This is a genomic window from Citrobacter sedlakii (assembly GCF_018128425.1).
Lineage (GTDB): Bacteria > Pseudomonadota > Gammaproteobacteria > Enterobacterales > Enterobacteriaceae > Citrobacter_A > Citrobacter_A sedlakii.
In genome coordinates this window covers 3,090,012-3,115,504 of sequence record NZ_CP071070.1, presented here as the reverse complement: position 1 = coordinate 3,115,504, position 25,493 = coordinate 3,090,012, and the positions used below count along the sequence as shown (strand labels likewise).

The 25,493-nt window shown below is 56.2% G+C and carries 22 protein-coding genes; 11 read left to right on the top strand and 11 right to left on the bottom strand.

What is annotated here, in order from left to right:
* Nucleotides 1-7 precede the first annotated feature (7 nt).
* Complete coding sequence (gene pcp, locus JY391_RS14850; protein ID WP_181821771.1) at nucleotides 8-652, top strand: pyroglutamyl-peptidase I; 645 nt, start codon at nucleotides 8-10, stop codon at nucleotides 650-652.
* Between the two features lie 22 nt (nucleotides 653-674).
* Nucleotides 675-1,466, top strand: a complete 792-nt coding sequence (nei, locus tag JY391_RS14845) for an endonuclease VIII (RefSeq protein ID WP_211934528.1) — start codon at nucleotides 675-677, stop codon at nucleotides 1,464-1,466.
* Nucleotides 1,467-1,492: 26 nt separating this feature from the next.
* Here the strand turns inward: nei and JY391_RS14840 are convergent, their stop codons facing one another.
* Nucleotides 1,493-2,545, bottom strand: coding sequence for an AbrB family transcriptional regulator (locus JY391_RS14840; RefSeq protein ID WP_200033734.1), 1,053 nt, complete (start codon nucleotides 2,543-2,545; stop codon nucleotides 1,493-1,495).
* Between the two features lie 181 nt (nucleotides 2,546-2,726).
* Nucleotides 2,727-4,010, bottom strand: coding sequence for a citrate synthase (locus JY391_RS14835; protein WP_042285358.1), 1,284 nt, complete (start codon nucleotides 4,008-4,010; stop codon nucleotides 2,727-2,729).
* 749 nt (nucleotides 4,011-4,759) lie between these two features.
* Here JY391_RS14835 and sdhC point away from each other — a divergent pair.
* The 8 genes from sdhC (at nucleotide 4,760) to sucD (ending at nucleotide 14,454) form a co-directional block, all read left to right on the top strand.
* A complete protein-coding gene (sdhC, locus tag JY391_RS14830) occupies nucleotides 4,760-5,164 on the top strand; it encodes a succinate dehydrogenase cytochrome b556 subunit (protein ID WP_042286197.1) in 405 nt (134 codons plus the stop codon).
* On the top strand, nucleotides 5,158-5,505 hold the full coding sequence (sdhD, locus tag JY391_RS14825; RefSeq protein ID WP_211934527.1) for a succinate dehydrogenase membrane anchor subunit: 348 nt from the start codon (nucleotides 5,158-5,160) through the stop codon (nucleotides 5,503-5,505). Before sdhC ends, sdhD begins: the two co-directional genes overlap by 7 nt.
* Nucleotides 5,505-7,271, top strand: coding sequence for a succinate dehydrogenase flavoprotein subunit (gene sdhA / locus JY391_RS14820; protein ID WP_042285351.1), 1,767 nt, complete (start codon nucleotides 5,505-5,507; stop codon nucleotides 7,269-7,271). Before sdhD ends, sdhA begins: the two co-directional genes overlap by 1 nt.
* A gap of 15 nt (nucleotides 7,272-7,286) precedes the next feature.
* Nucleotides 7,287-8,003: a succinate dehydrogenase iron-sulfur subunit SdhB gene (gene sdhB, locus JY391_RS14815; RefSeq protein ID WP_042285348.1), complete on the top strand. Its 717-nt coding sequence runs from the start codon at nucleotides 7,287-7,289 to the stop codon at nucleotides 8,001-8,003.
* 261 nt (nucleotides 8,004-8,264) lie between these two features.
* Nucleotides 8,265-11,066 (top strand): 2-oxoglutarate dehydrogenase E1 component, encoded by a 2,802-nt coding sequence (sucA, locus tag JY391_RS14810; RefSeq protein WP_042285345.1) that lies wholly within the window; start codon nucleotides 8,265-8,267, stop codon nucleotides 11,064-11,066.
* Between the two features lie 14 nt (nucleotides 11,067-11,080).
* A complete protein-coding gene (gene odhB / locus JY391_RS14805; RefSeq protein ID WP_042285342.1) occupies nucleotides 11,081-12,301 on the top strand; it encodes a 2-oxoglutarate dehydrogenase complex dihydrolipoyllysine-residue succinyltransferase in 1,221 nt (406 codons plus the stop codon).
* 117 nt (nucleotides 12,302-12,418) lie between these two features.
* Entirely contained in the window at nucleotides 12,419-13,585 is a 1,167-nt protein-coding gene (sucC, locus tag JY391_RS14800) for an ADP-forming succinate--CoA ligase subunit beta (protein ID WP_042285338.1), read from the top strand.
* Complete coding sequence (sucD, locus tag JY391_RS14795) at nucleotides 13,585-14,454, top strand: succinate--CoA ligase subunit alpha (protein ID WP_042285336.1); 870 nt, start codon at nucleotides 13,585-13,587, stop codon at nucleotides 14,452-14,454. The genes sucC and sucD overlap by 1 nt, the downstream gene beginning before the upstream one ends.
* Before the next feature lie 89 nt (nucleotides 14,455-14,543).
* On the opposite strand, the gene JY391_RS14790 is transcribed toward sucD, so the two are convergent.
* Complete coding sequence (locus JY391_RS14790; RefSeq protein WP_211934526.1) at nucleotides 14,544-14,831, bottom strand: hypothetical protein; 288 nt, start codon at nucleotides 14,829-14,831, stop codon at nucleotides 14,544-14,546.
* 291 nt (nucleotides 14,832-15,122) lie between these two features.
* Here JY391_RS14790 and JY391_RS14785 point away from each other — a divergent pair, with 291 nt between their 5' ends.
* Nucleotides 15,123-16,049, top strand: a complete 927-nt coding sequence (locus JY391_RS14785; RefSeq protein WP_211934525.1) for a LysR family transcriptional regulator — start codon at nucleotides 15,123-15,125, stop codon at nucleotides 16,047-16,049.
* Between the two features lie 95 nt (nucleotides 16,050-16,144).
* Here JY391_RS14785 and cobO read toward each other — a convergent pair whose 3' ends face one another.
* The 8 genes from cobO to JY391_RS14745 form a co-directional block, all read right to left on the bottom strand.
* Nucleotides 16,145-16,747, bottom strand: coding sequence for a cob(I)yrinic acid a,c-diamide adenosyltransferase (cobO, locus tag JY391_RS14780; protein ID WP_042285298.1), 603 nt, complete (start codon nucleotides 16,745-16,747; stop codon nucleotides 16,145-16,147).
* Nucleotides 16,748-16,756: 9 nt separating this feature from the next.
* Nucleotides 16,757-18,409, bottom strand: a complete 1,653-nt coding sequence (locus tag JY391_RS14775; RefSeq protein WP_060568872.1) for a class I fumarate hydratase — start codon at nucleotides 18,407-18,409, stop codon at nucleotides 16,757-16,759.
* Between the two features lie 103 nt (nucleotides 18,410-18,512).
* Nucleotides 18,513-19,514, bottom strand: coding sequence for a glutaminase A (gene glsA / locus JY391_RS14770; protein ID WP_042285293.1), 1,002 nt, complete (start codon nucleotides 19,512-19,514; stop codon nucleotides 18,513-18,515).
* Between the two features lie 117 nt (nucleotides 19,515-19,631).
* Nucleotides 19,632-20,945 (bottom strand): dicarboxylate/amino acid:cation symporter, encoded by a 1,314-nt coding sequence (locus JY391_RS14765; protein ID WP_042285290.1) that lies wholly within the window; start codon nucleotides 20,943-20,945, stop codon nucleotides 19,632-19,634.
* A gap of 163 nt (nucleotides 20,946-21,108) precedes the next feature.
* On the bottom strand, nucleotides 21,109-21,429 hold the full coding sequence (locus JY391_RS14760; protein WP_060568870.1) for a DUF4387 domain-containing protein: 321 nt from the start codon (nucleotides 21,427-21,429) through the stop codon (nucleotides 21,109-21,111).
* Nucleotides 21,426-22,796: an acyclic terpene utilization AtuA family protein gene (locus tag JY391_RS14755; RefSeq protein ID WP_060568869.1), complete on the bottom strand. Its 1,371-nt coding sequence runs from the start codon at nucleotides 22,794-22,796 to the stop codon at nucleotides 21,426-21,428. Before JY391_RS14755 ends, JY391_RS14760 begins: the two co-directional genes overlap by 4 nt.
* Nucleotides 22,797-22,799: 3 nt before the next feature.
* Nucleotides 22,800-24,041 carry a methylaspartate ammonia-lyase gene (locus tag JY391_RS14750; protein ID WP_042285281.1) on the bottom strand — a complete coding sequence of 414 codons (1,242 nt, stop codon included), beginning with the start codon at nucleotides 24,039-24,041 and terminating at the stop codon, nucleotides 22,800-22,802.
* Nucleotides 24,041-25,486: a methylaspartate mutase subunit E gene (locus JY391_RS14745; protein WP_042285278.1), complete on the bottom strand. Its 1,446-nt coding sequence runs from the start codon at nucleotides 25,484-25,486 to the stop codon at nucleotides 24,041-24,043. Before JY391_RS14745 ends, JY391_RS14750 begins: the two co-directional genes overlap by 1 nt.
* Between the last annotated feature and the right edge of the window lie 7 nt (nucleotides 25,487-25,493).

The window sequence follows — 25,493 nt, the reverse complement described above, 5'->3', positions numbered from 1 at the left end:
AGGAAGGATGAAAACGGTATTGATCACCGGTTTTGAGCCGTTTGGCGGCGAACAGATTAACCCCTCCTGGGAAGTGGTGTCGCGCCTCGACAACGCAATTATCCGCGGGTGTCGCGTGGTTGCGCGCCAGTTACCCTGCGTGTTTGGCGAATCGCTCAGCGTACTGAATGCGGCGATTGACGCGCTCTCTCCGGCGCTGGTGCTGGCGGTTGGTCAGGCCGGCGGGCGTTCGGATATCACCGTTGAGCGCGTGGCGATCAACGTCGATGATGCCCGCATTGCGGATAATAAAGGCCAGCAGCCAGTGGATATGCCGATAGTGATCGACGGTCCGGCGGCCTGGTTTAGCACGCTGCCGATCAAAGCGATGGTGAGCGCGATGCGTGAGGCGGGCGTGCCGGCGTCGGTATCGCAAACTGCCGGCACCTTTGTCTGCAACCATGTCATGTACGGGCTGCTGCATAAATTAAGCGGCCTGTCGGAGGTGAAGGGCGGGTTTATTCATATCCCTTATCTACCGCAGCAGGCGGCGGCGCATCCGGGCGCGCCCAGCATGGCGGCGGAAACGGTGCGTCAGGCACTGGAAATCGCCATTGAGACCGCGCTACAGGTCGAAAAGGATCTTGTGGTGACGGGCGGCGCAACCCACTAACACTATCGATAAGGACAGTATCATGCCTGAAGGCCCGGAGATCCGCCGCGCGGCGGATACCCTGGAGGCGGCGATCAAAGGTAAACCGTTGACGGACGTCTGGTTTGCCTTTGCGCAGTTAAAACCCTTTGAATCACAGCTACAAGGGCAGCGAGTGACGGAAATGGAAACGCGCGGTAAAGCGCTGTTGACCCATTTTTCCGACGGCCTGACGTTATACAGCCACAATCAGCTTTACGGCGTGTGGCGAGTGGTGGACAGCGGTGAAGCGCCGCAGAACACCCGCGTGCTGCGCGTGCGGCTGCAAACGGCGGATAAAGCCATTCTGCTCTACAGCGCCTCGGATATTGAGATGCTGACGCCGGAGCAACTTACTACCCATCCCTTTTTACAGCGCGTTGGCCCGGATGTGCTCGATCCGCGTCTGACGGCTGAAGCGGTAAAAGAACGTCTGCTTTCGCCCCGTTTTCGCAATCGACAATTTGCCGGGCTGCTACTGGATCAGGCATTTCTCGCCGGGCTGGGTAACTACCTGCGCGTCGAGATCCTCTGGCAGGTGGGACTAAACGGCAGTCACAAAGCGAACGCGTTGAATGCGAAACAACTCGACGCGTTATCCCACGCGCTGCTGGATATTCCACGCCTGTCCTATACCACGCGTGGGCGGGTGGATGAGAATAAACACCATGGCGCGCTGTTTCGCTTTCATGTGTTCCACCGTGACGGTGAAACGTGCGAGCGCTGTGGCGGGATCATTGAAAAAACCACGCTTTCGTCGCGCCCATTTTACTGGTGTCCGCGCTGTCAAAAATAGCGAGCAGTCTGGTCACGCGACGTTTTTCAGCGCTGTGATGGCCGTTTTGGCGCGTAGGTGGAAATAAAACGCGCCACCGCCGGGCCGGTCAGCAAGATACTGAACAGGCGCAGGGTTTGCATCGCCATGATAAGCGCCATATCGGCGTTGCTGCCAGCGGCGATCACCGCCACGGTATCCAGCCCGCCGGGGCTGGTGGCGAGGTAGGCGGTCATAAAATCAATTTGCATGTAGTGCGCGAGGCCCCATGCCATTGCCGCGCAAATCGCCATCAGGGAAAAGATGGAGGCGAGTATTTGCGGCAGGGGGCGCAGCGCCATGAAAAACACCTGTTTATCGAAGCCCAGACCGATGCGCCAGCCAATCGCCATATAGGCAATCGCCAGCAGCCACTCCGGCAGTTCAATCACCATCGTCCCGCTGGTATGCAGCAACGCGCCTGCCAGCATCGGCAGCAACATCGTACCGGACGGGATCCGCAACAGCCGTCCGGCAAGACCCGCAATGGCCGCCAGCAGCAGGGTAGACAGTAAGTTAACGCTCAGCGGCGGAAACCATTCCACCTGCTGGCTGACGGCCTCTGCGCTGTCGCCAAGAATCAGGCGGGTGACCAGCACCGCCGCCCCCGCAACGAACAGCACGCGTAAATACTGCATAAATGCCACCAGACGGATGTCCGCGCCATAGTCCTGCGCCATGGCGACCATCGCCGCCGCCCCGCCGGGCGAAGAGCCCCATGCGCCGGTGTTACCCGGCAGCGAACTGTAGCGCACCAGCAGCCAGCCCACTACCGCGCTGGAAAGCAGCGTAACCAGCAGCACCGCCAGGACCATCGGCCAGTGAAGGGCAAGCGTGGTGAGGATGGAGCCGGTAAGGTTTTGCGCAATCATGCAGCCGAGGATCGCCTGGGCGGCGAGGAAGGCGCTACGGGGCAGTTTCAGGGGCATCCCGCGCAGACTAAACACAATGCCTGCCAGCATCGGGCCGAGCAACAGCGCCGCCGGGAGATGAACGTACAGGAACAGCAGGGAAAGAAGTAACGACAAGACAAATAAGGCGCCCCACTGCAAAGATGGCATTCCCTGCTCCTGAATAACGTTTAGCGAAATCTCAGGAAATCATAGAGAAAGTGTGAGCAGATTAAAATAACGCGGGTCAATAAAAGAGGGGATGGTGCGGTTAACAGGCCATCCGGCAGGGAGGGAGAGCCGGAGCGCGCTGGCATGCATCCGGCGTGGGGGACGCCGGATGCGTAAAGCATTAACGCTTAATGTCAGACTTAAAATCACGCTGATCGTAGCCGGTATACAGCTGACGAGGACGGGCGATTTTCATGCCTTCGCTGTGCATTTCATTCCAGTGCGCAATCCAGCCGACGGTACGTGCCATCGCGAAGATCACGGTGAACATAGAGGACGGAATCCCCATCGCTTTCAGAATGATACCGGAGTAGAAGTCCACGTTCGGGTAGAGCTTCTTCTCAATGAAGTACGGGTCGTTCAGCGCGATGTGTTCCAGCTCCATGGCCACTTCCAGCAGGTCATCTTTCGTGCCCAGCTCTTTCAGCACTTCATGGCAGGTTTCACGCATTACGGTAGCGCGCGGGTCGTAGTTTTTGTACACGCGGTGGCCGAAGCCCATCAGGCGGAAAGAGTCGTTTTTATCTTTCGCGCGACGAACAAATTCCGGAATGTGTTTAACTGAGCTGATTTCTTCCAGCATTTTCAGGGCCGCTTCGTTCGCGCCGCCGTGTGCCGGTCCCCACAGGGAAGCGATGCCCGCCGCGATACAGGCAAAGGGGTTGGCGCCGGAAGAACCTGCGGTACGAACGGTGGAGGTGGACGCGTTCTGCTCGTGGTCAGCGTGCAGGATCAGGATACGGTCCATTGCACGTTCCAGCACCGGGTTCACTTCATACGTTTCACACGGCGTAGAGAACATCATATTCAGGAAGTTACCGGAATAGGAGAGGTCGTTACGCGGATAAACGAACGGCTGACCGATCGAATACTTGTAACACATCGCTGCCATCGTCGGCATTTTGGAGAGCAAACGGAAGGCCGCGATTTCGCGGTGGCGCGGATTGTTCACGTCCAGCGAGTCGTGATAGAACGCCGCCAGCGCGCCGGTGATCCCGCACATTACCGCCATGGGATGTGAGTCGCGGCGGAAGGCGTGGAACAGGCGGGTGATCTGCTCGTGGATCATGGTATGTCGGGTCACCGTGGTTCTGAACTCGTCGTATTCAGCCTGCGTCGGTTTTTCGCCGTACAGCAGGATGTAGCACACTTCCAGGTAGGTGGAGTCGGTGGCCAGCTGATCGATCGGGAAGCCGCGGTGTAACAAAATCCCTTCATCGCCGTCGATGAACGTAATTTTGGATTCGCAGGATGCGGTAGAGGTGAAACCCGGATCAAAAGTGAACATGCCTTTTGAACCCAGACTACGAATATCAATAACGTCCTGACCCAGCGTGCCCTTCAGCACGTCCAGTTCGATAGCAGCATCACCATTGAGGGTGAGTTTTGCCTTTGTATCAGCCATTTACGGTCTCCTTAGCGCCTTATTGCTTGAGACTGCACAGGTGAGATCTGTCTTCTACACATCGTCCTTCACGCGTGCCGCGTTGACGCAGCGGGAATGAGTTTGTGTAAACATAAAATTAACTGTTACCGGTTTGTTATTCGGCTCGCCGCTCTGCGTGAGAGGAGAAAACCAGGGTACAGAGCAATGGGCGCTTGCAGGTAAATCAGTTAACTCATGGTGAAATAGCAACAAATCAACAACTTAGCAATCCGAATTATTCAACCTGTCTATCACTATTAACTGTACTGAAGGGATCGGTCAATATCTTCTTACTGTTACATAACTTATTTGCAGGTTAAAGAGTGACCCCATAACTTTTACGCATTATATGCTTTTTCTAGTGTTGTTTGTAACAACTTTGTTTAATGATTGTCAAATCAGATGATTAAAAATTAAAAAAATGTTGTTATCGTGACGTAGGTCACTGTTCGCGATAAAACCCGACAAACTATATGTAGGTTAATTGTAATGATTTTGTGAACGTCCTATACTGCCGCCAGGTCTCCGGAATACCCTGCAATCCCGAGCCACCCAGCGTTGTAACGTGTCGTTTTAGCATCTGGAAGCAGTGTTTTACATGACGCGCAGTTATAGAAAGGACGCTGTCTGACCCGCACGCAGACCGGAGGAAGGAAATCCCGTCGTCTTTCAGGCTACAGGTGGATGAGCCTCTGTACCCGAAGTCTAAAGGGAATAATAAGAACAGCATGTGGGCGTTATTCATGATAAGAAATGTGAAAAAACAAAGACCTGTCAATCTGGATCTGCAAACGATCCGGTTCCCAATCACGGCGATAGCGTCCATTCTCCATCGCGTTTCCGGCGTGATCACCTTCGTGGCGGTCGGGATTCTGTTGTGGTTATTGGGTACCAGCCTCTCTTCCCCGGAAGGATTCCAGCAGGCGTCCGCCATCATGGGGAGCTTCTTCGTTAAATTTATCATGTGGGGCATTCTCACCGCGCTGGCGTACCACGTGGTGGGCGGCGTGCGTCACATGTTAATGGATTTTGGCTATCTGGAAGAAACATTCGAAGCGGGTCAACGCTCGGCCAAAATCTCTTTCGTTATCACTGTCGTGCTTTCACTTCTCGCAGGAGTCCTCGTATGGTAAGCAACGCCTCCGCATTAGGACGCAATGGCGTACATGACTTCATCCTGGTCCGCGCTACCGCTATCGTTCTGACGTTATACATCATCTACATGGTGGGGTTTTTCGCCATGAGCGGCGACCTGACCTGGGAAGTCTGGACCGGTTTCTTCTCATCGGCCTTCACCAAAGTCTTCACTCTGCTGGCCCTTTTTTCCATCTTGATTCATGCCTGGATCGGCATGTGGCAGGTGTTGACCGACTACGTTAAACCGCTGGCCGTTCGTTTAGGCCTGCAACTGGCTATCGTCGTTGCGCTGGTGGTTTACGTCATTTATGGATTTGTTGTGGTGTGGGGTGTGTAATGAAATTGCCAGTCAGAGAATTTGATGCAGTGGTCATAGGCGCAGGCGGCGCGGGTATGCGTGCGGCGCTGCAAATTTCCCAGAGCGGACAAACCTGTGCGCTGCTCTCTAAAGTCTTTCCAACCCGTTCCCATACCGTTTCCGCGCAGGGCGGCATTACCGTCGCGCTCGGTAATACCCATGAGGATAACTGGGAATGGCACATGTACGACACCGTCAAAGGGTCGGACTACATTGGTGACCAGGACGCGATTGAATATATGTGCAAGACCGGGCCGGAAGCGATTCTGGAGCTGGAGCACATGGGGCTGCCTTTTTCCCGTCTTGATGATGGTCGTATCTATCAGCGTCCGTTTGGCGGCCAGTCGAAAAACTTCGGCGGCGAGCAGGCGGCACGTACCGCAGCGGCAGCTGACCGTACCGGCCATGCGCTGCTGCACACGCTGTATCAGCAGAACCTGAAAAACCACACCACCATTTTCTCCGAGTGGTATGCGCTGGATCTGGTGAAGAACGCCGACGGCGCGATCGTGGGTTGTACCGCGCTGTGCATTGAAACCGGTGAAGTGGTTTACTTCAAAGCCCGCGCCACGGTGCTGGCGACCGGCGGCGCAGGCCGTATTTATCAATCCACCACCAACGCCCATATTAATACCGGCGACGGCGTGGGCATGGCGATTCGCGCAGGCGTGCCGGTGCAGGACATGGAAATGTGGCAGTTCCACCCGACCGGTATCGCCGGTGCGGGCGTACTGGTCACCGAAGGTTGCCGCGGCGAAGGCGGCTATCTGCTGAACAAACACGGCGAACGCTTTATGGAGCGTTATGCGCCGAATGCGAAAGACCTGGCGGGTCGCGACGTGGTGGCGCGTTCCATCATGATTGAAATTCGCGAAGGTCGCGGCTGCGACGGTCCGTGGGGGCCGCATGCCAAGCTGAAACTTGATCATCTGGGGAAAGAGGTTCTGGAGTCCCGTCTGCCGGGTATTCTCGAACTTTCCCGTACCTTTGCCCACGTCGACCCGGTGAAAGAGCCGATTCCGGTTATCCCGACCTGCCACTACATGATGGGCGGAATCCCGACCAAAGTGACCGGCCAGGCGCTGACCGTAAACGAGCAGGGCGAAGACGTGGTGATTCCGGGCCTGTTTGCGGTGGGCGAAATCGCCTGCGTTTCCGTACACGGCGCCAACCGTCTGGGCGGCAACTCGCTGCTGGATCTGGTGGTGTTTGGCCGTGCGGCGGGTCTGCATCTGCAGGAGTCTATCGCGGAGCAGGGCGCATTGCGCGATGCGACCGACGACGAAATCGACGCCTCACTGGCGCGTCTGAACCGCTGGAACAATAACCGCGACGGTGAAGATCCGGTCGTGATTCGCAAAGCGCTGCAGGAATGTATGCAGCACAACTTCTCGGTATTCCGTGAAGGCGACGCGATGGCGAAAGGGCTGGAACAACTGAAGGCGATCCGCGAGCGGCTGAAAAACGCCCGTCTGGACGATACTTCCAGCGAGTTCAACACTCAGCGCGTTGAGTGCCTGGAGCTGGATAACCTGATGGAAACTGCCTACGCCACGGCGGTTTCAGCAAACTTCCGTACCGAAAGTCGCGGCGCGCATAGCCGCTTCGACTTCCCGGAGCGTGATGATGAAAACTGGCTGTGCCATTCCCTGTATCTGCCAGAGACGGAGTCCATGACGCGACGTCAGGTCAATATGGAACCGAAACTGCGCCCGGCATTCCCGCCGAAGATTCGTACTTACTAATGCGGAGACAGGACAATGAAACTCGAGTTTTCAATTTATCGCTATAACCCGGATGTTGATGACGCTCCGCGCATGCAGGATTACACCCTGGAAGGCGAAGAAGGGCGCGATATGATGCTGCTGGATGCGCTGATGCAGCTGAAAGAAAAAGATCCGAGCCTCTCTTTCCGTCGCTCCTGCCGTGAAGGGGTCTGCGGATCTGACGGACTGAACATGAACGGCAAAAACGGCCTGGCGTGCATCACGCCCATTTCGGCGCTGAATCAGCCGGGTAAGAAAATTGTCATCCGTCCACTGCCAGGGTTACCGGTGATCCGCGATTTGGTGGTAGACATGGGGCAATTCTACGCACAATATGAGAAGATTAAGCCTTACTTGTTGAATAATGGGCAAAATCCTCCGGCGCGCGAGCATTTGCAGATGCCCGAGCAGCGGGAAAAACTCGATGGGCTGTATGAATGTATTTTGTGTGCGTGCTGCTCAACGTCTTGCCCGTCTTTCTGGTGGAACCCGGATAAGTTCATCGGCCCGGCCGGTCTGTTAGCGGCATACCGCTTCCTGATCGACAGCCGCGATACCGAAACCGACAGCCGCCTGGAAGGAATGAGCGATGCATTCAGCGTATTCCGCTGTCACAGCATCATGAACTGCGTCAGTGTGTGTCCTAAGGGGCTAAACCCAACGCGCGCCATCGGCCATATTAAGTCGATGCTGTTGCAGCGCAGTGCATAACGTGTAAACGCCGGGGAAGCGATTCCCCGGTGATGCAGGAAATCTTTAAAAACCGCTACATTGCAGTACCCGTCATCGAGGCGTACAGGACGAGACAAGGCAGCCAACGACGTCGCAGCCTGAACGCAGAAGATGAATGGCAGTTTTTAAAGGTTCCTTCGCGGGCCAGTAAGAGCTCGCAGGTGAACCCCGGCACGTACACTCGGTGTGCGTGGTAGTTTCTACGGCGAAAGTAAGCATAAAAATGCTTAAGGGATCACGATGCAGAACAGCGCTTTGAAAGCCTGGCTGGACTCTTCTTACCTCTCTGGCGCAAACCAGAGCTGGATAGAACAGCTCTATGAAGACTTCTTAACCGATCCTGACTCTGTGGACGCGAACTGGCGTTCCACGTTCCAGCAGTTGCCTGGTACAGGGGTCAAACCGGATCAATTCCATTCAAAAACGCGTGATTATTTCCGTCGTCTGGCGAAGGATGCCTCACGTTACTCTTCTTCGATTTCCGACCCTGACACCAATGTGAAGCAGGTTAAAGTCCTGCAGCTCATTAACGCTTATCGTTTCCGCGGTCACCAGCATGCGAATCTCGATCCGCTGGGACTGTGGAAGCAAGAAACCGTGGCGGATCTGGATCCTTCCTTCCACGATCTGACCGAGGCCGACTTCCAGGAAAGCTTTAACGTAGGTTCTTTTGCTGGCGGCAAAGAGACGATGAAGCTGGGCGAGTTGCTCTCCGCCCTCAAACAAACTTACTGCGGCCCGATCGGCGCCGAGTACATGCACATCACCAGCACCGAAGAAAAACGCTGGCTGCAACAGCGTATCGAATCCGGACGCGCGGCGTTTAGCGCCGATGAGAAAAAACGTTTCCTGAGCGAACTGACCGCGGCGGAAGGCCTGGAACGTTATCTGGGCGCGAAGTTCCCGGGCGCGAAACGCTTCTCGCTGGAAGGCGGCGACGCGTTAATCCCGATGCTGAAAGAGATGATCCGCCATGCGGGCAACAGCGGCACCCGTGAAGTGGTGCTGGGAATGGCCCACCGTGGTCGTCTGAACGTGCTGGTCAACGTGCTGGGTAAAAAACCGCAGGATCTGTTCGACGAATTTGCGGGCAAACATAAAGAACACCTCGGTACCGGTGACGTGAAGTACCACATGGGCTTCTCGTCCGATATTGAAACCGAAGGCGGCCTGGTCCACCTGGCGCTGGCGTTTAACCCGTCGCACCTGGAGATCGTCAGCCCGGTGGTTATCGGTTCCGTGCGGGCGCGACTGGACAGGCTCGACGAGCCGAGCAGCAACAAAGTGCTGCCGATCACCATTCATGGTGACGCTGCGGTGACCGGGCAGGGCGTGGTTCAGGAAACCCTGAACATGTCGAAAGCGCGGGGATACGAAGTGGGCGGGACCGTTCGCATCGTTATCAACAACCAGGTGGGCTTCACCACCTCGAACCCGCTGGATGCCCGATCCACGCCGTACTGCACCGACATCGGTAAAATGGTGCAGGCGCCGATCTTCCACGTCAACGCGGACGATCCGGAAGCGGTGGCGTTTGTCACCCGTCTGGCGCTGGACTTCCGTAACACCTTTAAACGTGATGTCTTCATCGACCTGGTATGCTACCGCCGTCACGGCCATAACGAAGCCGACGAGCCGAGCGCAACCCAGCCGCTGATGTACCAGAAAATCAAAAAACACCCGACCCCGCGTAAGATCTACGCCGACAAACTGGAAGCCGACAACGTCGCCACGCTGGAAGACGCGACCGAAATGGTCAACCTTTACCGTGACGCGCTGGACGCCGGCGAATGCGTGGTGAAAGAGTGGCGTCCGATGAACATGCACTCCTTTACCTGGTCGCCGTACCTCAACCACGAGTGGGACGAAGCATACCCGAACAAGGTGGAGATGAAGCGTCTGCAGGAGCTGGCGAAACGCATCAGTACGGTGCCGGAAGCGGTTGAGATGCAGTCCCGCGTGGCCAAAATTTACGCTGACCGCCAGGCGATGGCGGCGGGCGAGAAACTGTTCGACTGGGGCGGCGCCGAAAATCTGGCTTACGCCACGCTGGTTGATGAAGGTATCCCGGTACGCCTGTCCGGCGAAGACTCCGGTCGCGGCACCTTCTTCCACCGCCACGCGGTGATTCATAATCAGTCTAACGGTTCAACCTACACCCCGCTGCAGCATGTGCATAACGGCCAGGGCAGCTTCCGGGTATGGGACTCCGTTCTGTCTGAAGAAGCGGTACTGGCGTTTGAATACGGTTACGCTACGGCGGAACCGCGTACCCTGACGATCTGGGAAGCGCAGTTCGGTGACTTTGCCAACGGCGCGCAGGTGGTGATTGACCAGTTCATCTCCTCCGGCGAACAGAAGTGGGGCCGCATGTGTGGCCTGGTGATGCTGCTGCCGCACGGTTACGAAGGCCAGGGGCCGGAGCACTCCTCCGCGCGACTGGAGCGTTATCTGCAGCTTTGCGCCGAGCAGAACATGCAGGTTTGCGTGCCGTCCACCCCGGCTCAGGTGTACCACATGCTGCGTCGTCAGGCGCTGCGTGGCATGCGTCGTCCGCTGGTGGTCATGTCGCCGAAATCGCTGCTGCGTCATCCGCTGGCGGTTTCCAGCCTGGATGAGCTGGCCAACGGCACCTTCCTGCCGGCCATTGGCGAAATTGATGATATCGATCCGAAAGGCGTGAAGCGCGTGGTGATGTGTTCTGGTAAGGTTTATTACGACCTGCTGGAACAGCGCCGTAAGAACGATCAGAAAGATGTCGCCATTGTGCGCATCGAGCAGCTTTATCCGTTCCCGCATCAGGCGATGCAGGACGTGCTGAAACAGTACGCTCACGTACATGATTTTGTCTGGTGTCAGGAAGAGCCGCTCAACCAGGGCGCCTGGTACTGCAGCCAACATCATTTCCGTGAAGTGATTCCATTTGGGTCCGCCCTGCGTTATGCAGGTCGCCCGGCCTCCGCCTCTCCGGCGGTAGGGTATATGTCCGTTCACCAGAAGCAGCAACAAGATCTGGTTAATGACGCGCTGAACGTCGATTAAATAAAGGATAAATAATGAGTAGCGTAGATATTCTTGTTCCCGACCTGCCTGAGTCCGTAGCGGACGCGACCGTCGCCACCTGGCACAAAAAACCAGGCGATGCCGTAGTTCGTGACGAAGTGCTGGTCGAAATCGAAACTGACAAAGTGGTACTGGAAGTACCGGCATCAGCGGACGGCATTCTGGATGCGGTTCTGGAAGACGAAGGCACTACCGTGACCTCTCGCCAGATCCTGGGTCGCCTGCGTGAAGGCAACAGCGCCGGTAAAGAAACCAGCGCGAAATCCGAAGAGAAAGCGTCCACCCCGGCGCAGCGCCAGCAGGCGTCTCTGGAAGAGCAAAACAACGATGCGCTCAGCCCGGCGATCCGTCGCCTGCTGGCCGAACACAACCTGGATGCCAGCGCCATTAAAGGCACCGGCGTCGGTGGCCGCATCACCCGTGAAGATGTAGAAAAACATCTGGCGAAAGCGCCGGCGAAAGAAGCGTCCAACGCACCCGCTGCGGCTGCGGCGGCACAGCCAGCGCTTGGCGCTCGCAGTGAAAAACGCGTCCCGATGACCCGACTGCGCAAGCGCGTGGCCGAGCGTCTGCTGGAAGCGAAAAACTCCACCGCGATGCTGACCACCTTCAACGAAGTCAACATGAAGCCAATCATGGATCTGCGTAAGCAGTACGGCGAAGCGTTCGAGAAACGTCACGGTATCCGTCTGGGTTTCATGTCCTTCTATGTGAAGGCGGTGGTTGAAGCGCTGAAGCGTTATCCGGAAGTGAATGCGTCTATCGACGGCGACGACGTGGTGTATCACAACTATTTCGACGTGAGCATGGCGGTGTCTACGCCGCGTGGCCTGGTGACGCCCGTCCTGCGTGACGTGGATACGTTGGGCATGGCTGACATCGAGAAGAAAATTAAAGAGCTGGCCGTCAAAGGCCGTGACGGCAAGCTGACGGTAGAAGACCTGACCGGCGGTAACTTTACCATCACCAACGGTGGTGTGTTCGGTTCCCTGATGTCCACCCCGATCATCAACCCGCCGCAGAGCGCGATCCTCGGGATGCACGCCATTAAAGATCGTCCGATGGCGGTGGAGGGCAAGGTTGAAATCCTGCCGATGATGTACCTGGCGCTGTCTTACGATCACCGCCTGATCGACGGCCGCGAATCCGTGGGCTTCCTGGTGGCGATTAAAGAGCTGCTGGAAGATCCAACGCGTCTGCTGCTGGACGTATAGTCATTTTTTAGCGTCACCTGCCCCGTAGGCCGGATTAAGCGTAGCGCCGTCCGGCAAAGATACCGCTCTGGTCTACGGGTTTAAAGATAACGATTACCTGAAGGATGGACAGAACACATGAACTTACATGAATATCAGGCAAAACAACTTTTTGCCCGCTATGGCTTACCGGCGCCGGTGGGTTATGCCTGTACTACTCCGCGCCAGGCTGAAGAAGCGGCATCGAAAATCGGTGCCGGTCCGTGGGTAGTAAAATGTCAGGTTCACGCTGGTGGCCGTGGTAAAGCGGGCGGTGTGAAGGTTGTTAACAGCAAAGAAGAGATTCGCGCGTTTGCTGAACACTGGCTGGGCAAACGCCTGGTGACCTACCAGACAGATGCGAACGGCCAGCCGGTTAACCAGATTCTGGTTGAAGCGGCGACCGATATCGACAAAGAACTGTATCTGGGCGCGGTTGTTGACCGCAGCTCCCGTCGCGTGGTCTTTATGGCCTCTACCGAAGGCGGCGTGGAAATTGAAAAAGTGGCGGAAGAAACCCCGCACCTGATCCATAAAGTGGCACTCGATCCGCTGACCGGACCGATGCCGTATCAGGGACGCGAGCTGGCGTTCAAACTGGGTCTGGAAGGCAAACTGGTGCAGCAGTTCACCCGGATCTTCATGGGCCTGGCGACCATTTTCCTGGAGCGCGATCTGGCGCTGATCGAAATTAACCCGCTGGTTATCACCAAACAAGGCGATCTGATCTGCCTCGACGGCAAGCTGGGCGCTGACGGCAATGCGCTGTTCCGCCAGCCGGATCTGCGCGAAATGCGCGACCAGTCGCAGGAAGATCCGCGCGAAGCGCAGGCTGCGCAGTGGGAACTGAACTACGTGGCGCTGGACGGCAATATCGGCTGTATGGTGAACGGCGCGGGTCTGGCGATGGGCACCATGGACATCGTTAAGCTGCACGGCGGCGAACCGGCGAACTTCCTCGACGTGGGCGGCGGCGCGACCAAAGAGCGCGTGACCGAAGCGTTCAAAATTATTCTCTCTGACGACAACGTGAAAGCCGTGCTGGTTAACATCTTCGGCGGTATTGTCCGTTGCGACCTGATCGCAGACGGTATTATCGGCGCGGTGGAAGAAGTGGGCGTTAACGTGCCGGTGGTTGTGCGTCTGGAAGGCAACAACGCCGAACTCGGCGCGAAGAAACTGGCTGACAGCGGCCTGAATATTATTGCAGCGAAAAGTCTGACGGATGCAGCTCAGCAGGTTGTTGCCGCAGTGGAGGGGAAATAATGTCTGTTTTAATCGATAAAAACACCAAGGTTATCTGTCAGGGCTTCACCGGTAGCCAGGGGACGTTCCACTCCGAACAGGCGATCGCTTACGGTACGCAAATGGTTGGCGGCGTCACGCCAGGTAAAGGCGGCACCACCCATCTGGGCCTGCCGGTGTTCAACACCGTGCGTGAAGCGGTAGAAGCAACAGGCGCGACTGCCTCTGTGATCTACGTTCCGGCTCCGTTCTGTAAAGATTCCATTCTGGAAGCGATCGACGCGGGCATTAAGCTGATTATCACCATCACCGAAGGTATCCCGACGCTGGATATGCTGACCGTGAAGGTGAAGCTGGACGAAGCGGGCGTGCGCATGATCGGGCCGAACTGCCCGGGCGTGATCACCCCAGGCGAATGCAAGATCGGCATCATGCCGGGCCACATCCATAAGCCGGGTAAAGTGGGTATCGTTTCCCGTTCCGGTACGCTGACCTATGAAGCGGTTAAGCAGACCACCGATTACGGCTTCGGCCAGTCCACCTGCGTGGGCATCGGCGGTGACCCGATCCCGGGCTCTAACTTCATCGACATCCTGAAGCTGTTCCAGGAAGATCCGCAGACCGAAGCGATCGTGATGATCGGTGAGATCGGCGGTAGCGCGGAAGAAGAAGCGGCTGCGTACATCAAAGATCACGTCACCAAGCCGGTTGTGGGCTATATCGCCGGTGTGACCGCGCCGAAAGGTAAGCGTATGGGTCACGCAGGCGCCATTATCGCCGGCGGTAAAGGTACGGCTGATGAGAAATTCGCAGCCCTGGAAGCCGCAGGCGTGAAAACGGTTCGCAGCCTGGCCGATATCGGCGAAGCGCTGAAAGCTGTCATCAAGTAAGGTAATGACATAAACAACATCATTTAAGCTGCATCGCGGCGGCAAGCGATGAAATCCCCGGACGCGCAGATAACTCTGCGGCTGGGGTTTCAGACCGCAGCCAACAACGAGGCAGCCTGAAGGATGAACACGATAAGAGTAAACGGCCCAAGCCCTTCATTTTCCCGTGATGAAGGGGGAAGGGTCGGTCCGTTTTCGACATGGTTGGCCATCTTACGATGGCCTTTTTTTTGCTCGTCGTTTGCATGCCGGGTCGGTTTATCGCAGACACACGCCAGGCGCGCCGTTTGATGAGAAGCGCTAATTAGAACGATTCGTCCTGAGCGTCCCGTTTTTAAAAATAACAGCAGTCTATTTTCCTGAAATAATAACTCCATAATATTGATTTACCCCACACTCTTTTTTCTCTGTTAAACAAGTTAACGTGAAAAATTATTGAGAACTTATTGGCGCTATTTGTGTGAAATTACCCCGCGTCAAATTGTGTTTAAGGCCTGCATTGCGTATTATCGTACATTATTTGCTCAGCTCCGTTGTGAATAAATCATGGAGTGGATCAATGACATCCTGGTAGAAAATAAAATATAACTCTCAGGCTTAGCGGGGGGCAGGTTGCATTTATTTTTTATTAATTAAAATGTTTTTGTATGCGGCATATGGAAGACGTTATGAGAGGAAAGTTACCAAAGACCGAATTGTTGGTCACGTTCGAAGTGGTGGCACGTCACGAGAGCTATACGCGGGCGGCAGAGGAGTTAGCGCTGACGCAAAGCGCCGTGTTTCGTCAGGTCAATGCCCTTGAGGATTTTCTGCATACCTCATTATTTAATCACGCAAAAAAGCGGATTTATTTAAATGCTGCCGGAAAGCATTATTTGAGTATTGTTAAGGAAACGCTCAACAAACTGGAGCGTGATACCCATTCTATTATGACCTGGCAACCGACGGTGGAAGTTATCGAGCTGGCGGTGAACCCGACCTTCAGCACCCACTGGCTGATCCCAAATCTACGTGAGTTTAATAAATGTCATCCCGATATTATCGTTAATATTCATTCGCTGGCGAATATTGGCGATTTTCTTAATCGTGAGTACGATGCGGCCATTATGCGCGAGGACTTTTGTTCGCCGTGGCCGGAAGTAGAGTATCTGTTTGAAGAAGAAATATTACCGGTTTGTAGCGGCAGTTTACTTTCACACCCTAACCAGAAGCTGGCGGTGGAGGAACTGTTGAATGAGTTTCCGCTGTTGCATCAGAGTACGCGCATTAATGGCTGGCAGGAGTGGTTTGCGCTGTCAGGGATTTCCGACCCACGGGTCAACAAAGGTCCGCGTTTCGATCTGCTGTCGATGCTGATTGCGGCGGTGCGTTCCAGGCTTGGCGTGGCGCTGCTGCCGCGTTTTGCCATTCAACACGATCTGGATAATGGCGATATGGTGATTCCCTGCGATGTGCCGATGCGAACCGGCAACCGCTTCATCATGACCTGGCGGGAGGAAAAAGCGCAGTCACGACATTTACAGGTCTTCCGTGACTGGCTGCGACAAAAGTCGGTGGTGTCGGCAGCGTGCGGGCAGGGGGAACAAACCGGATAAGCATGCCCCGGGCCGGATAGCGGCGTATCGCGTTATCCGGCCCGGGTCCGTGCTGTCGCCCGCAGGTGTCGATCGCTCTCCTGCAGGCGCGCTCACTACCAGTCAATGCCCACCTGCGCCTGAATACCGCTGTCAAAAGCATGCTTCACCGGGCGCATTTCACTGACCGTATCCGCAAGATCCAGCAGCCTCGCGTGGCAGCCGCGACCGGTGACGATCACGCTCTGCTGCGCCGGACGCGCCGTTATGGCGGCGATCACTGCGTCGGTATCAAGGTAGTGATACGCCAGCATATAAGTGAGTTCATCCAGCACCACCAGATCGTACTGCGGGTCGGCCAGCATCCGCTGCGCTTCTGTCCAGACGACAAGCGCCGCCGCGATATCCGCCTCGCGGTTTTGCGTTTCCCAGGTAAACCCGGTACCCATAATGTGGAATTCGACGCCCAGCGGATGCAGGGTGTTGTATTCGCCATTGTCCCACTGGCCTTTGATAAACTGCGCGACGCCAACGGTTTTACCGTGGCCGACAGCGCGCGTGACGGTTCCGAACGCGGCGGTGGATTTCCCTTTACCGTTGCCGGTAAAAACAATCAGGATCCCTTTTTTTCCGGTGGCCGCTGCGACCCGGGCCTCGACCTGTTCTTTCAGCTTTTGCTGGCGCTGGCGATGCCGCGCATCGTTGGCTCGCGTTTCCATAGACGCTCCTTAGTGCCCCGCCGGGCAGGTTGCGCACCGGTGCTGCTGCTCAAACTGACTGAAGAAGTTATTTCCTTTGTCGTCAACCAGCACGAAAGCGGGCAGGTTTTCAACCTCCATCATCCAGACCGCTTCCATTCCCAGTTCGGGATACTCAAGGCAGCGCAGGCTTTTCACATACTGCTGCGCCAGCAAGGCGGCGGCACCGCCGATGCTGCCGAGATTAAAGCCGCCGTGTTTGTGGCAGGCGTCAGTAACCTGCTGGCTGCGGTTGCCTTTGGACAGCATGATCAGGCTACCGCCCGCCGCCTGGAAAGCGTCGACATAGCCGTCCATGCGCCCGCCGGTGGTTGGCCCGAGCGAGCCACAGGCCATATTGTCCGGCGTTCTGGCCGGACCGGCGTAATAGACAATGTGGTTACACAGGTACGCTGGCAGCGGTTCGCCGCTGTCGAGTCGTGCTTTGATTCTGGCGTGCGCAATATCGCGGGCAACCACGATCGGACCGCTTAAGGAGAGGCGGGTACCGACGGGCAGTCGGGACAGATCGTGCAGAATTTCTCGCAGGGGACGGTTCAGCTCCAGCTTCACGGTCTGTGCGCTGTTCTCCACGCGACAGGACTCAGGAATAAACTTGCCCGGATGATGTTCCAGTTTTTCCAGCCAGATACCGTGTTTGTTAATTTTTGCTTTGATATTACGGTCCGCCGAGCAGGAAAGGGCCATCGCGATCGGACAGGAGCCGCCATGGCGCGGCAGACGGATAACGCGAATATCATGAGCGAAATATTTACCGCCGAACTGCGCGCCAATACCAAATTCACGGCTGGCGTTGAGCAGGGTCGTTTCCAGCGCCGTATCGCGGAACGCCTGCCCCAGTTCGTTACCGTGAGTGGGCAGATTGTCGTAATACTTCGTCGAGGCCAGCTTCGCGACCTTCAGCGCCTGATCCGCTGACAGACCGCCGACCACAAAAGCGATGTGGTACGGCGGACAGGCGGCGGTACCGAGTGATTTCATTTTTTCTATCAGGAAGGCGGTCAGTTTTTCCGGTTGCAGAAGCGATTTGGTCTCCTGGAACAGTGCGGCTTTGTTGGCCGAACCGCCGCCTTTGTTGACGAAAAGGAAATGGTATTCGCTGCCCGGGGTGGCGCTAATATCGATCTGTGCGGGCAGGTTGGTCTCGGTATTCACTTCGCGATACATATCCAGCGGCGCGTTTTGGGAATAGCGCAGGTTATGCTCCTGAAAGGTGGTGTAAATGCCTTTGCTCAGCGCTTCGGCGTCATCGCCGCCGGTCCAGATCCGTTGCCCTTTGCTGGCGACTACCGTCGCGGTACCGGTGTCCTGACAGTTTGGCAGTACGCCTTTCGCCGAGACCTCGGCATTACGTAGCAGTTGTAGCGCGACGTATTTATCGTTACTGCTGGCCTGCGGGTCGTGCAGAATGCTGGCAATCTGTTTCAGATGGCTGGCGCGCAGGAAGAATGACGCTTCATAAAATGCCTGCTGCGCCAGCAGCGTTAACGCCTCCGGCGCCACTTTGATCACTTCCTCACCGTCAAGCTCGCTTACCGTAATATGCTGATTACTGAGTAGTTCATATTCTGTGCTTTCTTTGCTTTGTACAAAGAGTTCCTGCCAGACAAAGGGTTTAGACATAGGACTTCTCACCTTTTTGTTTTTTTGCCGGATGGCGGTGTTTGAACTGTAAAAAATGAACGAGTCGTAGGCGGATAAGCGCAAGCGCCATCCGCTACGGGGTTTAACGTGTCATAAAAAGATTGGCCTGCGTGGCGTTAGCAACATAGTGGATGGTTTGCTGTGCGCGAACGCTGTTACCCGCTTCATCCAGCGGCGGCGAATAGACGGCAATGGCGTATTGTCCCGGTACGACCGCAACCATGCCGCCGCCCACCCCGGATTTCGCCGGGATACCGACGGTATAAAGCCATTTGCCGCTGCCGTCATACAGTCCGGCAATCGCCATTTCCGCCAGCACCTGCGGTACATAGCGTGCATTCAGAAGCTGCTTGCCGTTGAAGGGGGATTTACCGTTATTGGCAAGCACCGCGCCCATTTTGGCGAGCTGTTCAACGGTGACATCCACCGAACACTGGCGGGTATAAATCTCAACGGCCTCGTCGGTATCGCCGTAGAGGCTGCCGTATGACGCCATCAACGCTGCCAGTGCCTGATTGTGCTGGTTGGTTTCCATTTCCGAGGTGAATACCGGTTCATTGACGGTGAGGGTTGCATCGGCCCAGGCATTGAGGTTGTTGAGAATTTTGTTCCAGCGGTCCGTTTTGTCTTTCGCGTCAATCAGGCTCACGGTGCTGATAGCGCCCGCGTTGACCAATGGATTCTCCGGCGCGCCTTTGGTCAGCTCGACAGCAAGGCCGGAGTTGAAGGGCAGGCCAGTCGCGTTGGCGCCGAGTTTCTCCAGCACCACGTGCGGGCCATGCTGTTCCATGGCCAGTGCCAGCGTGAACACTTTGCTGAGCGATTCCATCGGAAACGCTTTTTTCACATCGCCCGTCTGGTAAATTTTACCGTCCACCGTGGCGAGGGTAATGGCGAAATTAGCGGGGCTGTAGGTTGCCAGCGCAGGAATGTAGTCGGCGACTTTTCCGTCTGCGTTACTTTTGAATTTCTGGTGCGCCTGTTCAATCAGCGCGGCATAGTCCGGTGCAGGCTGTGCCAGCACAGGGGCGTTGAAATACAGGCTGGCGATAATGATAGCTGAGCCAAAAAGTTTCACGTTCATGGTGCAATCTCGCTCGACAAATTACGCCGGAAGACGGCGTTGCGCCTTATCCGGCCTGGAAAAATGTGCGATTCGCAGGCCGGATAAGCAGTGGCGTCATCCGGCATTGTTGCGCGATCAGGACATGGCCACTTCTGACGGCTCAGTCGCTGGACGTTCCTGCTCGGGGGCCTTAACCGGCGCGGGCGCGGTGCCGCGACAGCCTTCACCGAAGTGCTCGCCTTCCCAGCGGCCAACGATCGCCGCGCCCATTGCGTTACTCATCACGTTGGTGGCGGAGCGGCCCATATCGAGGAACGGATCGACGCCCATCAGCAGGATCAGCCCCGCTTCAGGGATGTGGAACTGGTTGAGGGTGGCGGCAATCACCACCATCGAGGCGCGTGGAACGCCCGCCATGCCTTTAGACGTGAGCATCAGGATCAATAGCATGGTGATTTGTTCGCCCATGCTCAGCTCAATGTTGCACGCCTGGGCGATAAACACAGTGGCAAACGAGCAGTAGGCCATGGAACCGACAAGGTTAAAGGAGTAACCAATCGGCAGGACGAAGCTGGCAATTTTGGACGAGACGCCGAATTTTTCCAGTTTGTTCAGCGTGCCGGGGAAGGCGGCCTCTGAGCTGGAGGTGGTAAAGGCCAGCAGCGCCGGTTCGAGGATGGATTTGGTCAGGCGGCCAATGCACGGACCGACAAGCATTGCCGACAAGCCAATCAGGATTGCCCACAGCATCCCCAACGTCAGGTAGAATTCGCCCATAAAGATCCCGGCGCTCACCATGACGCCCAGCCCGCGTTCGGCAATCAGGCCGGAGATCGCGGCGAAAACCGTCAACGGAGCGAACAGCATGACATAGCCGGTCAGTTTCAGCATCACGTGAACCAGCGAGTCGAGCACTTTGACGATCGGTTCCGCTTTTTCGCCTATCGCCGCGAGGCTACAGCCGAGGAAAATGGAGAACACCACGATTTGCAGGATCTCGTTACGCGCCATCGCATCCACGATACTGGTGGGCACCGCATGGGAAATAAACACCTTCAGGGTAAACGGTTCTGACTGGACGGCGGCTACGGCGCCCGCATCGTGGGCGACAAAGTTAATCCCTGCCCCCGGCTGGAACAGGTTGACGATCACCAGACCCAGCGCAATTGACAGCAGCGACGCGCAAATAAACAGAAAAAAGGTTTTTGAAAAGATACGTCCGAGCGTCTTTGCGTCGCCCATTTTGGCGATACCCACCACCAGCGTTGAAATAACCAGTGGCGCGATAATCATTTTAACCATGCGCAGAAATATGGTGGTAAAAATAGAAATTTCCTGCGCATAGGTTTTTGCAGTATCGGCTGATGCCATATTATTAATAGCCACCCCGGCAATCATGCCGAGAATCAGGCCTAATATGATCATTTTGGTCAGACTTATTTTTTTCATTTTCACTCCATCGGATACGGATAAGGGTTGGCGGCAGCAGGAGAAGGGGCGTACGCACCGCAGAAGCAGCCGGACGCCAGCCTGTTGTGACCAACCATTTAAATAAACTGGAATACAGTGATACAGCGAAACCCTGTACGCCGGTGGATGTTATTGTTATTAATTACTCAAGGTCGAATGTAATATTTAACAGCGGGGCATGTTGCTGTGCGCCATAAACATCATTGTCGCCAACATTGCCGGAAATAATATCGCGAGGCATGACGATTTTTACCGCATTCGCCGGGTCAAACCAGACAATGCGATGAATAAAGTCAGGCGCCACGTTATACAGGCCGGCAATTAACTGCGGCGTTAATTGCTCTGAACGTTTAACCCGCTGATAGTCTTCACGTGTTTTAAATAAAATATCTAACACCAGTTCGTACGGCCCGGCATTTTTAGAGCGAATCACCTGAGCCAGGGTGCAAATAGGGTATTTCATGCCGTTACTCCTTCTGGCGTCACCTGCTCGAGGCGGAAGTCAAAACGCAGATCGTCGCTCGCTTCAATCAGATGATAGACCGAGAACTCATACACCGGCCCGCTCTGGATATCGGAAGGCGAGAACGGGAAGGCGAGGTTGCCCGCGGTGGCGATCCGGTTTTCATAGCCGTAGTGGAGCAGGGTAGAGCGCACCAGCGAACAGACGCTGTTGGCGATATCCTGGGTCGGCGCCACCACATCCAGCAGAATGCCCAGCTCATGCCCGGCGGTGTTGACCGGCTCATGGTTGCCCATCACGCCGTTTTTGCCGTACAGGTGAAACGTCATACGAATGCTGTCGTCATTCAGCGAGAGGTTTTGCGCCACGCTGGCTTTCACGTCTTCCAGAATGGTATCAATTCCGGCAATCATGATCGGATCGCGCGTGCCGGCGATGGTCAGGCAGCGGAATCCTACCTGGCGCGCCCCTTCCAGCTTCAGCGCATACGGCGTGGTTTCGTGGCGTGAACCGCTAACGTACACCTCGCCATCGTTGACCGCTTTAAAATGACAGCCTTTCAGATTCAGCACCCCGCCAGGCCCCGGCAGGCTGTAAGGATCGGACTTCTCATACAGGGTGTGCGCCGCGGCTGAGGTTTCGGTGAACTTCCGCTTCGGGTTGAACGTTTTCAGGGTGAAGCCGTTGTCGTCAATGATCCCCATCGCACAGTCGGAACCGGACCCCGGCGTGGCGGCAATCGCTGCGCATTCAAGGATTTTCCCGCAATGCAGCGCTAGGCCTTCATCGAATCCCTGCATAATGGGCAGGGCTGCGAAGCACGCCGGATCGTAAGCACGTCCCCCCAGCACGACCTGCGCACCGGCGGCGAGCGCACGCTGGAAGGGCTCTACGCCCATTTGCGCCACGATGTAGGTGCTCTCTTCAATCGCCTCATGGGTGAGTTCGGGAACGAAATCCAGCGCGGTGATCTTGCCGTTGTCCAGCGCCGCATGCACGATCGCTTTATCGACATCCGCAGGGATCAGCGCCAGCGAGAATGACAGGTTTTCTTCCTGCGCGATCTCGAGGATTATCTGGCGGCACCATTCCAGATGCGGCGCCGCGCCGGACCCCCCGGCGGTGCCAATCACCACCGGGATGTTGTTTTTCACGCCAGCGACGATCATATAGCGCAGGTCGCGCTTCACGCCGGCCCTGTCGGTAAACGGTTTACCCGCCCCCAGGTAGTGGGGGCCAGGATCGGAAGAACCCGCGTCAACGGCGATCAGATCCGGTGACGCTTCCATGGCTTTGCGAAAACTGTCTTCCGGGAAGCCATAACCGAGAATGGCCGTCGGTGATAAGATCTTAAAAGTACGGGCCATCAGTTAATCCTTAGTCTGTAACAGCGCGATAGTGCGGTTCATTTCGTTAAACACAATGTTAAGACCTTCATCGAAGCCCATGCCCGGCTTGATCAGCATGCGCATTGGCCGCGCGGCGAGCGCCACGTGAACGCAGGTACGGGCGCTGATTTCGGTTTCGTTACAGGTGCCGCCCTGGTAGGCTTCCATGCCGTGTTTGTTGCAGTACAGCACCGCGTCAACGATGTTGTGAATGCCGCCGAGATCCGGGGTTTTGATCTGTACCATGTGGCAACTGCCGGCATCGGTGAAGTCCACAATGTCCTGGTAGGTGTTACACCATTCGTCCGCGACAATTTTTACCCCGGAGCCCAGACGGGTCAGCTCTTTGGTGATGGCGGTCAGCATGCGGATCTGATCCGGCTTGTTACCTGCATCCACCGGGCCTTCAATGTACAGCGGCAGCCCCTGCGCCTCTTTTTCAAGGCTGGCGATGTACGCAGCGCAGCGTACAGGATCCATATCGAAAATCAGGCCGATAGTGCCGTAAACGTCAATGTGCAGCGTCGGGTGATAGCGTGGGCTGGTGCGCAGGGTCAGGATGCGATCCGACAGCCAGCGCACGTACTCACGCAGTTTTTCACCGTGGAAGCCAAGTTTTTCTTCGACGTTGTTGATCAACGCGTGAGGCAGGACGTCAACGCCTTTCAGGATCATCTTGTCGACAGCGATATAGCGGTCATCGCCGCTTTGTCCGAATAAGGGAATGGCTTCCGGGACGCACGGCAGTTGCCATTCGTCACATACCACTTCCGTTTTCAGGCGACCGGAGGCCAGCGCCGTGGCGTCAAGCAGCGCCTGGGACAGGCCGTAACGTACGGCGGTGTGCAGCAGCTTACCGTCGATACGCAGCTTGTCGAAGAAGCGGGCGTTGGGCAGAAACGCGTCCACATCACGGCCTTCCAGCAGCGGTTTAATATGATCGTTAAGGAAGGGAATAAAATGCTCTGCGAGGAACAGTGGGTCACGGCCACCCGCGCCGGAGTACTGCACGGCGGCGCAGTCGCCAACCGCCACCGCGCCATTTTCCAGAATCAACTGGACCGATACGCATTCGCCCGCCTGACGCACGGCGCTAAAGCCTGGCGTAACCGGCGCGCCGGTGTAAATAAACCCGTCATGACCTGCGCCGTTTTTGATCGCCTGCTGATCGTCGAAATAAAAAGAGGAGTAGCCAGCGGTGAAAAGGGCCTTTTTGATTTTCATTATGGTCTTCCTATTAATTGACTGTGGGATACCGCGTTGATGTCATCAACAACCATCTGGAATGAGGGTTTACGTCCTTCAAAGCGCGCGCGCTCGGCAACATAGTCATGGTGCAGCGCGAGAATGTCTTTCGGTAGCGGCACCGCGCCGGCTTCGAGTACACGGATCGCGCCGCTGTTATCGCGCACCGGCAGGATTTTGCCCGCGTTACAGGCGGCAGGCGCGAACGGCACATCCAGCACCCCGGCTTCGAAGGCCAGCACCGTTCCGCGCGCCACGTCGCCGTTGCCCAGTTCAAAGACTTTCTTCAACACCGCGCGCACTTCGCTCTTAATCAGCTCGACTTCCTGCTCGACCGCTTTACACGGCGGGAATTTCTGGTCGCTGACCATGTTGAGCATCTGTCGGGACGCCTTCAGCCCCTGCACGTTCGCCGCTGCGGTAGGAATACCAAAGGCTTCGTGCGGGCTTTTGGTAATGACTTTGGTGGCGCCAGCCATCCCCGCAACCGCCGCTCCCCAGGAGATAATGGCGAACGCTTTCGATTCATCTTCCGGGAAGCCGCCCATCCACTGATGGAACACGGTGCTCAACTCATAGTCATCGAAACCGTAGTTCTGGAAGTATTCATGGGATAGCTCGCGCAACGACTGGATCGCCGCAACATCCTGGGTCAGACTGCCGACCTGTCCGTAACCCACGGTAATGGATTTCACTCCCTGTTCCAGCGCCAGTAAGCCTTCGATAATCGCTACGGCATGGGACATAAACGGAGGGATCAACGTGCCGGTCAATGGGCCGAACGGCTCGCGGTTAATGCGTATGCCGTGTTCCTCGTACAGCCCCATCAGGCGGTCGCAGTACTGCCAGTCGCGGATCGATTTTTCCAGCGTGACGCGCTTGGCGTAAGGAATGTTGTAAGAGATGCCGCCACCTTCGTAGCTGGTGAAGCCGCTGGCCATTGCGATTTCCGCCAGCAGGCGGGCATCCGGCGTACCGTGGCGTACCTGAATCGGCTTTTCCAGCGCTTCGGTCATCCGGCGGCAGGCCGCTACGCCGTGGTTTACCACCGGTAAGCCATTAAGTTTTGAGGTGCCGGCTTCGATCGATTTTTGAATGCCGATCGCCGCTTCTTCATAGCGGTTCAGACGGGTGTAGGCATCAATGGTGCTGGGCAGAAGATCGCACTCCGTTTGCAACGTTTTCAGCAGCGCAATGTGTTCGTCCATTAACGCCACGCCCGCGCGCGGCTGGCTCAGGGTTTTTCCCTGCTGATCGGCTTTTAGCAGGGCATGAGAGAAGCGTTTTTTCTCCGGGATGGTCTGCTGGTACTTCACGCCATCTTCAAATTGTTCGACATCTTTGCCGGTTGACCACGTCTGCAACACCTGGTGCCGTTCGGTCATAAACTCGTCATGGGTCAGTTTTTTATTTCGAAGTTCCATTCGTCGC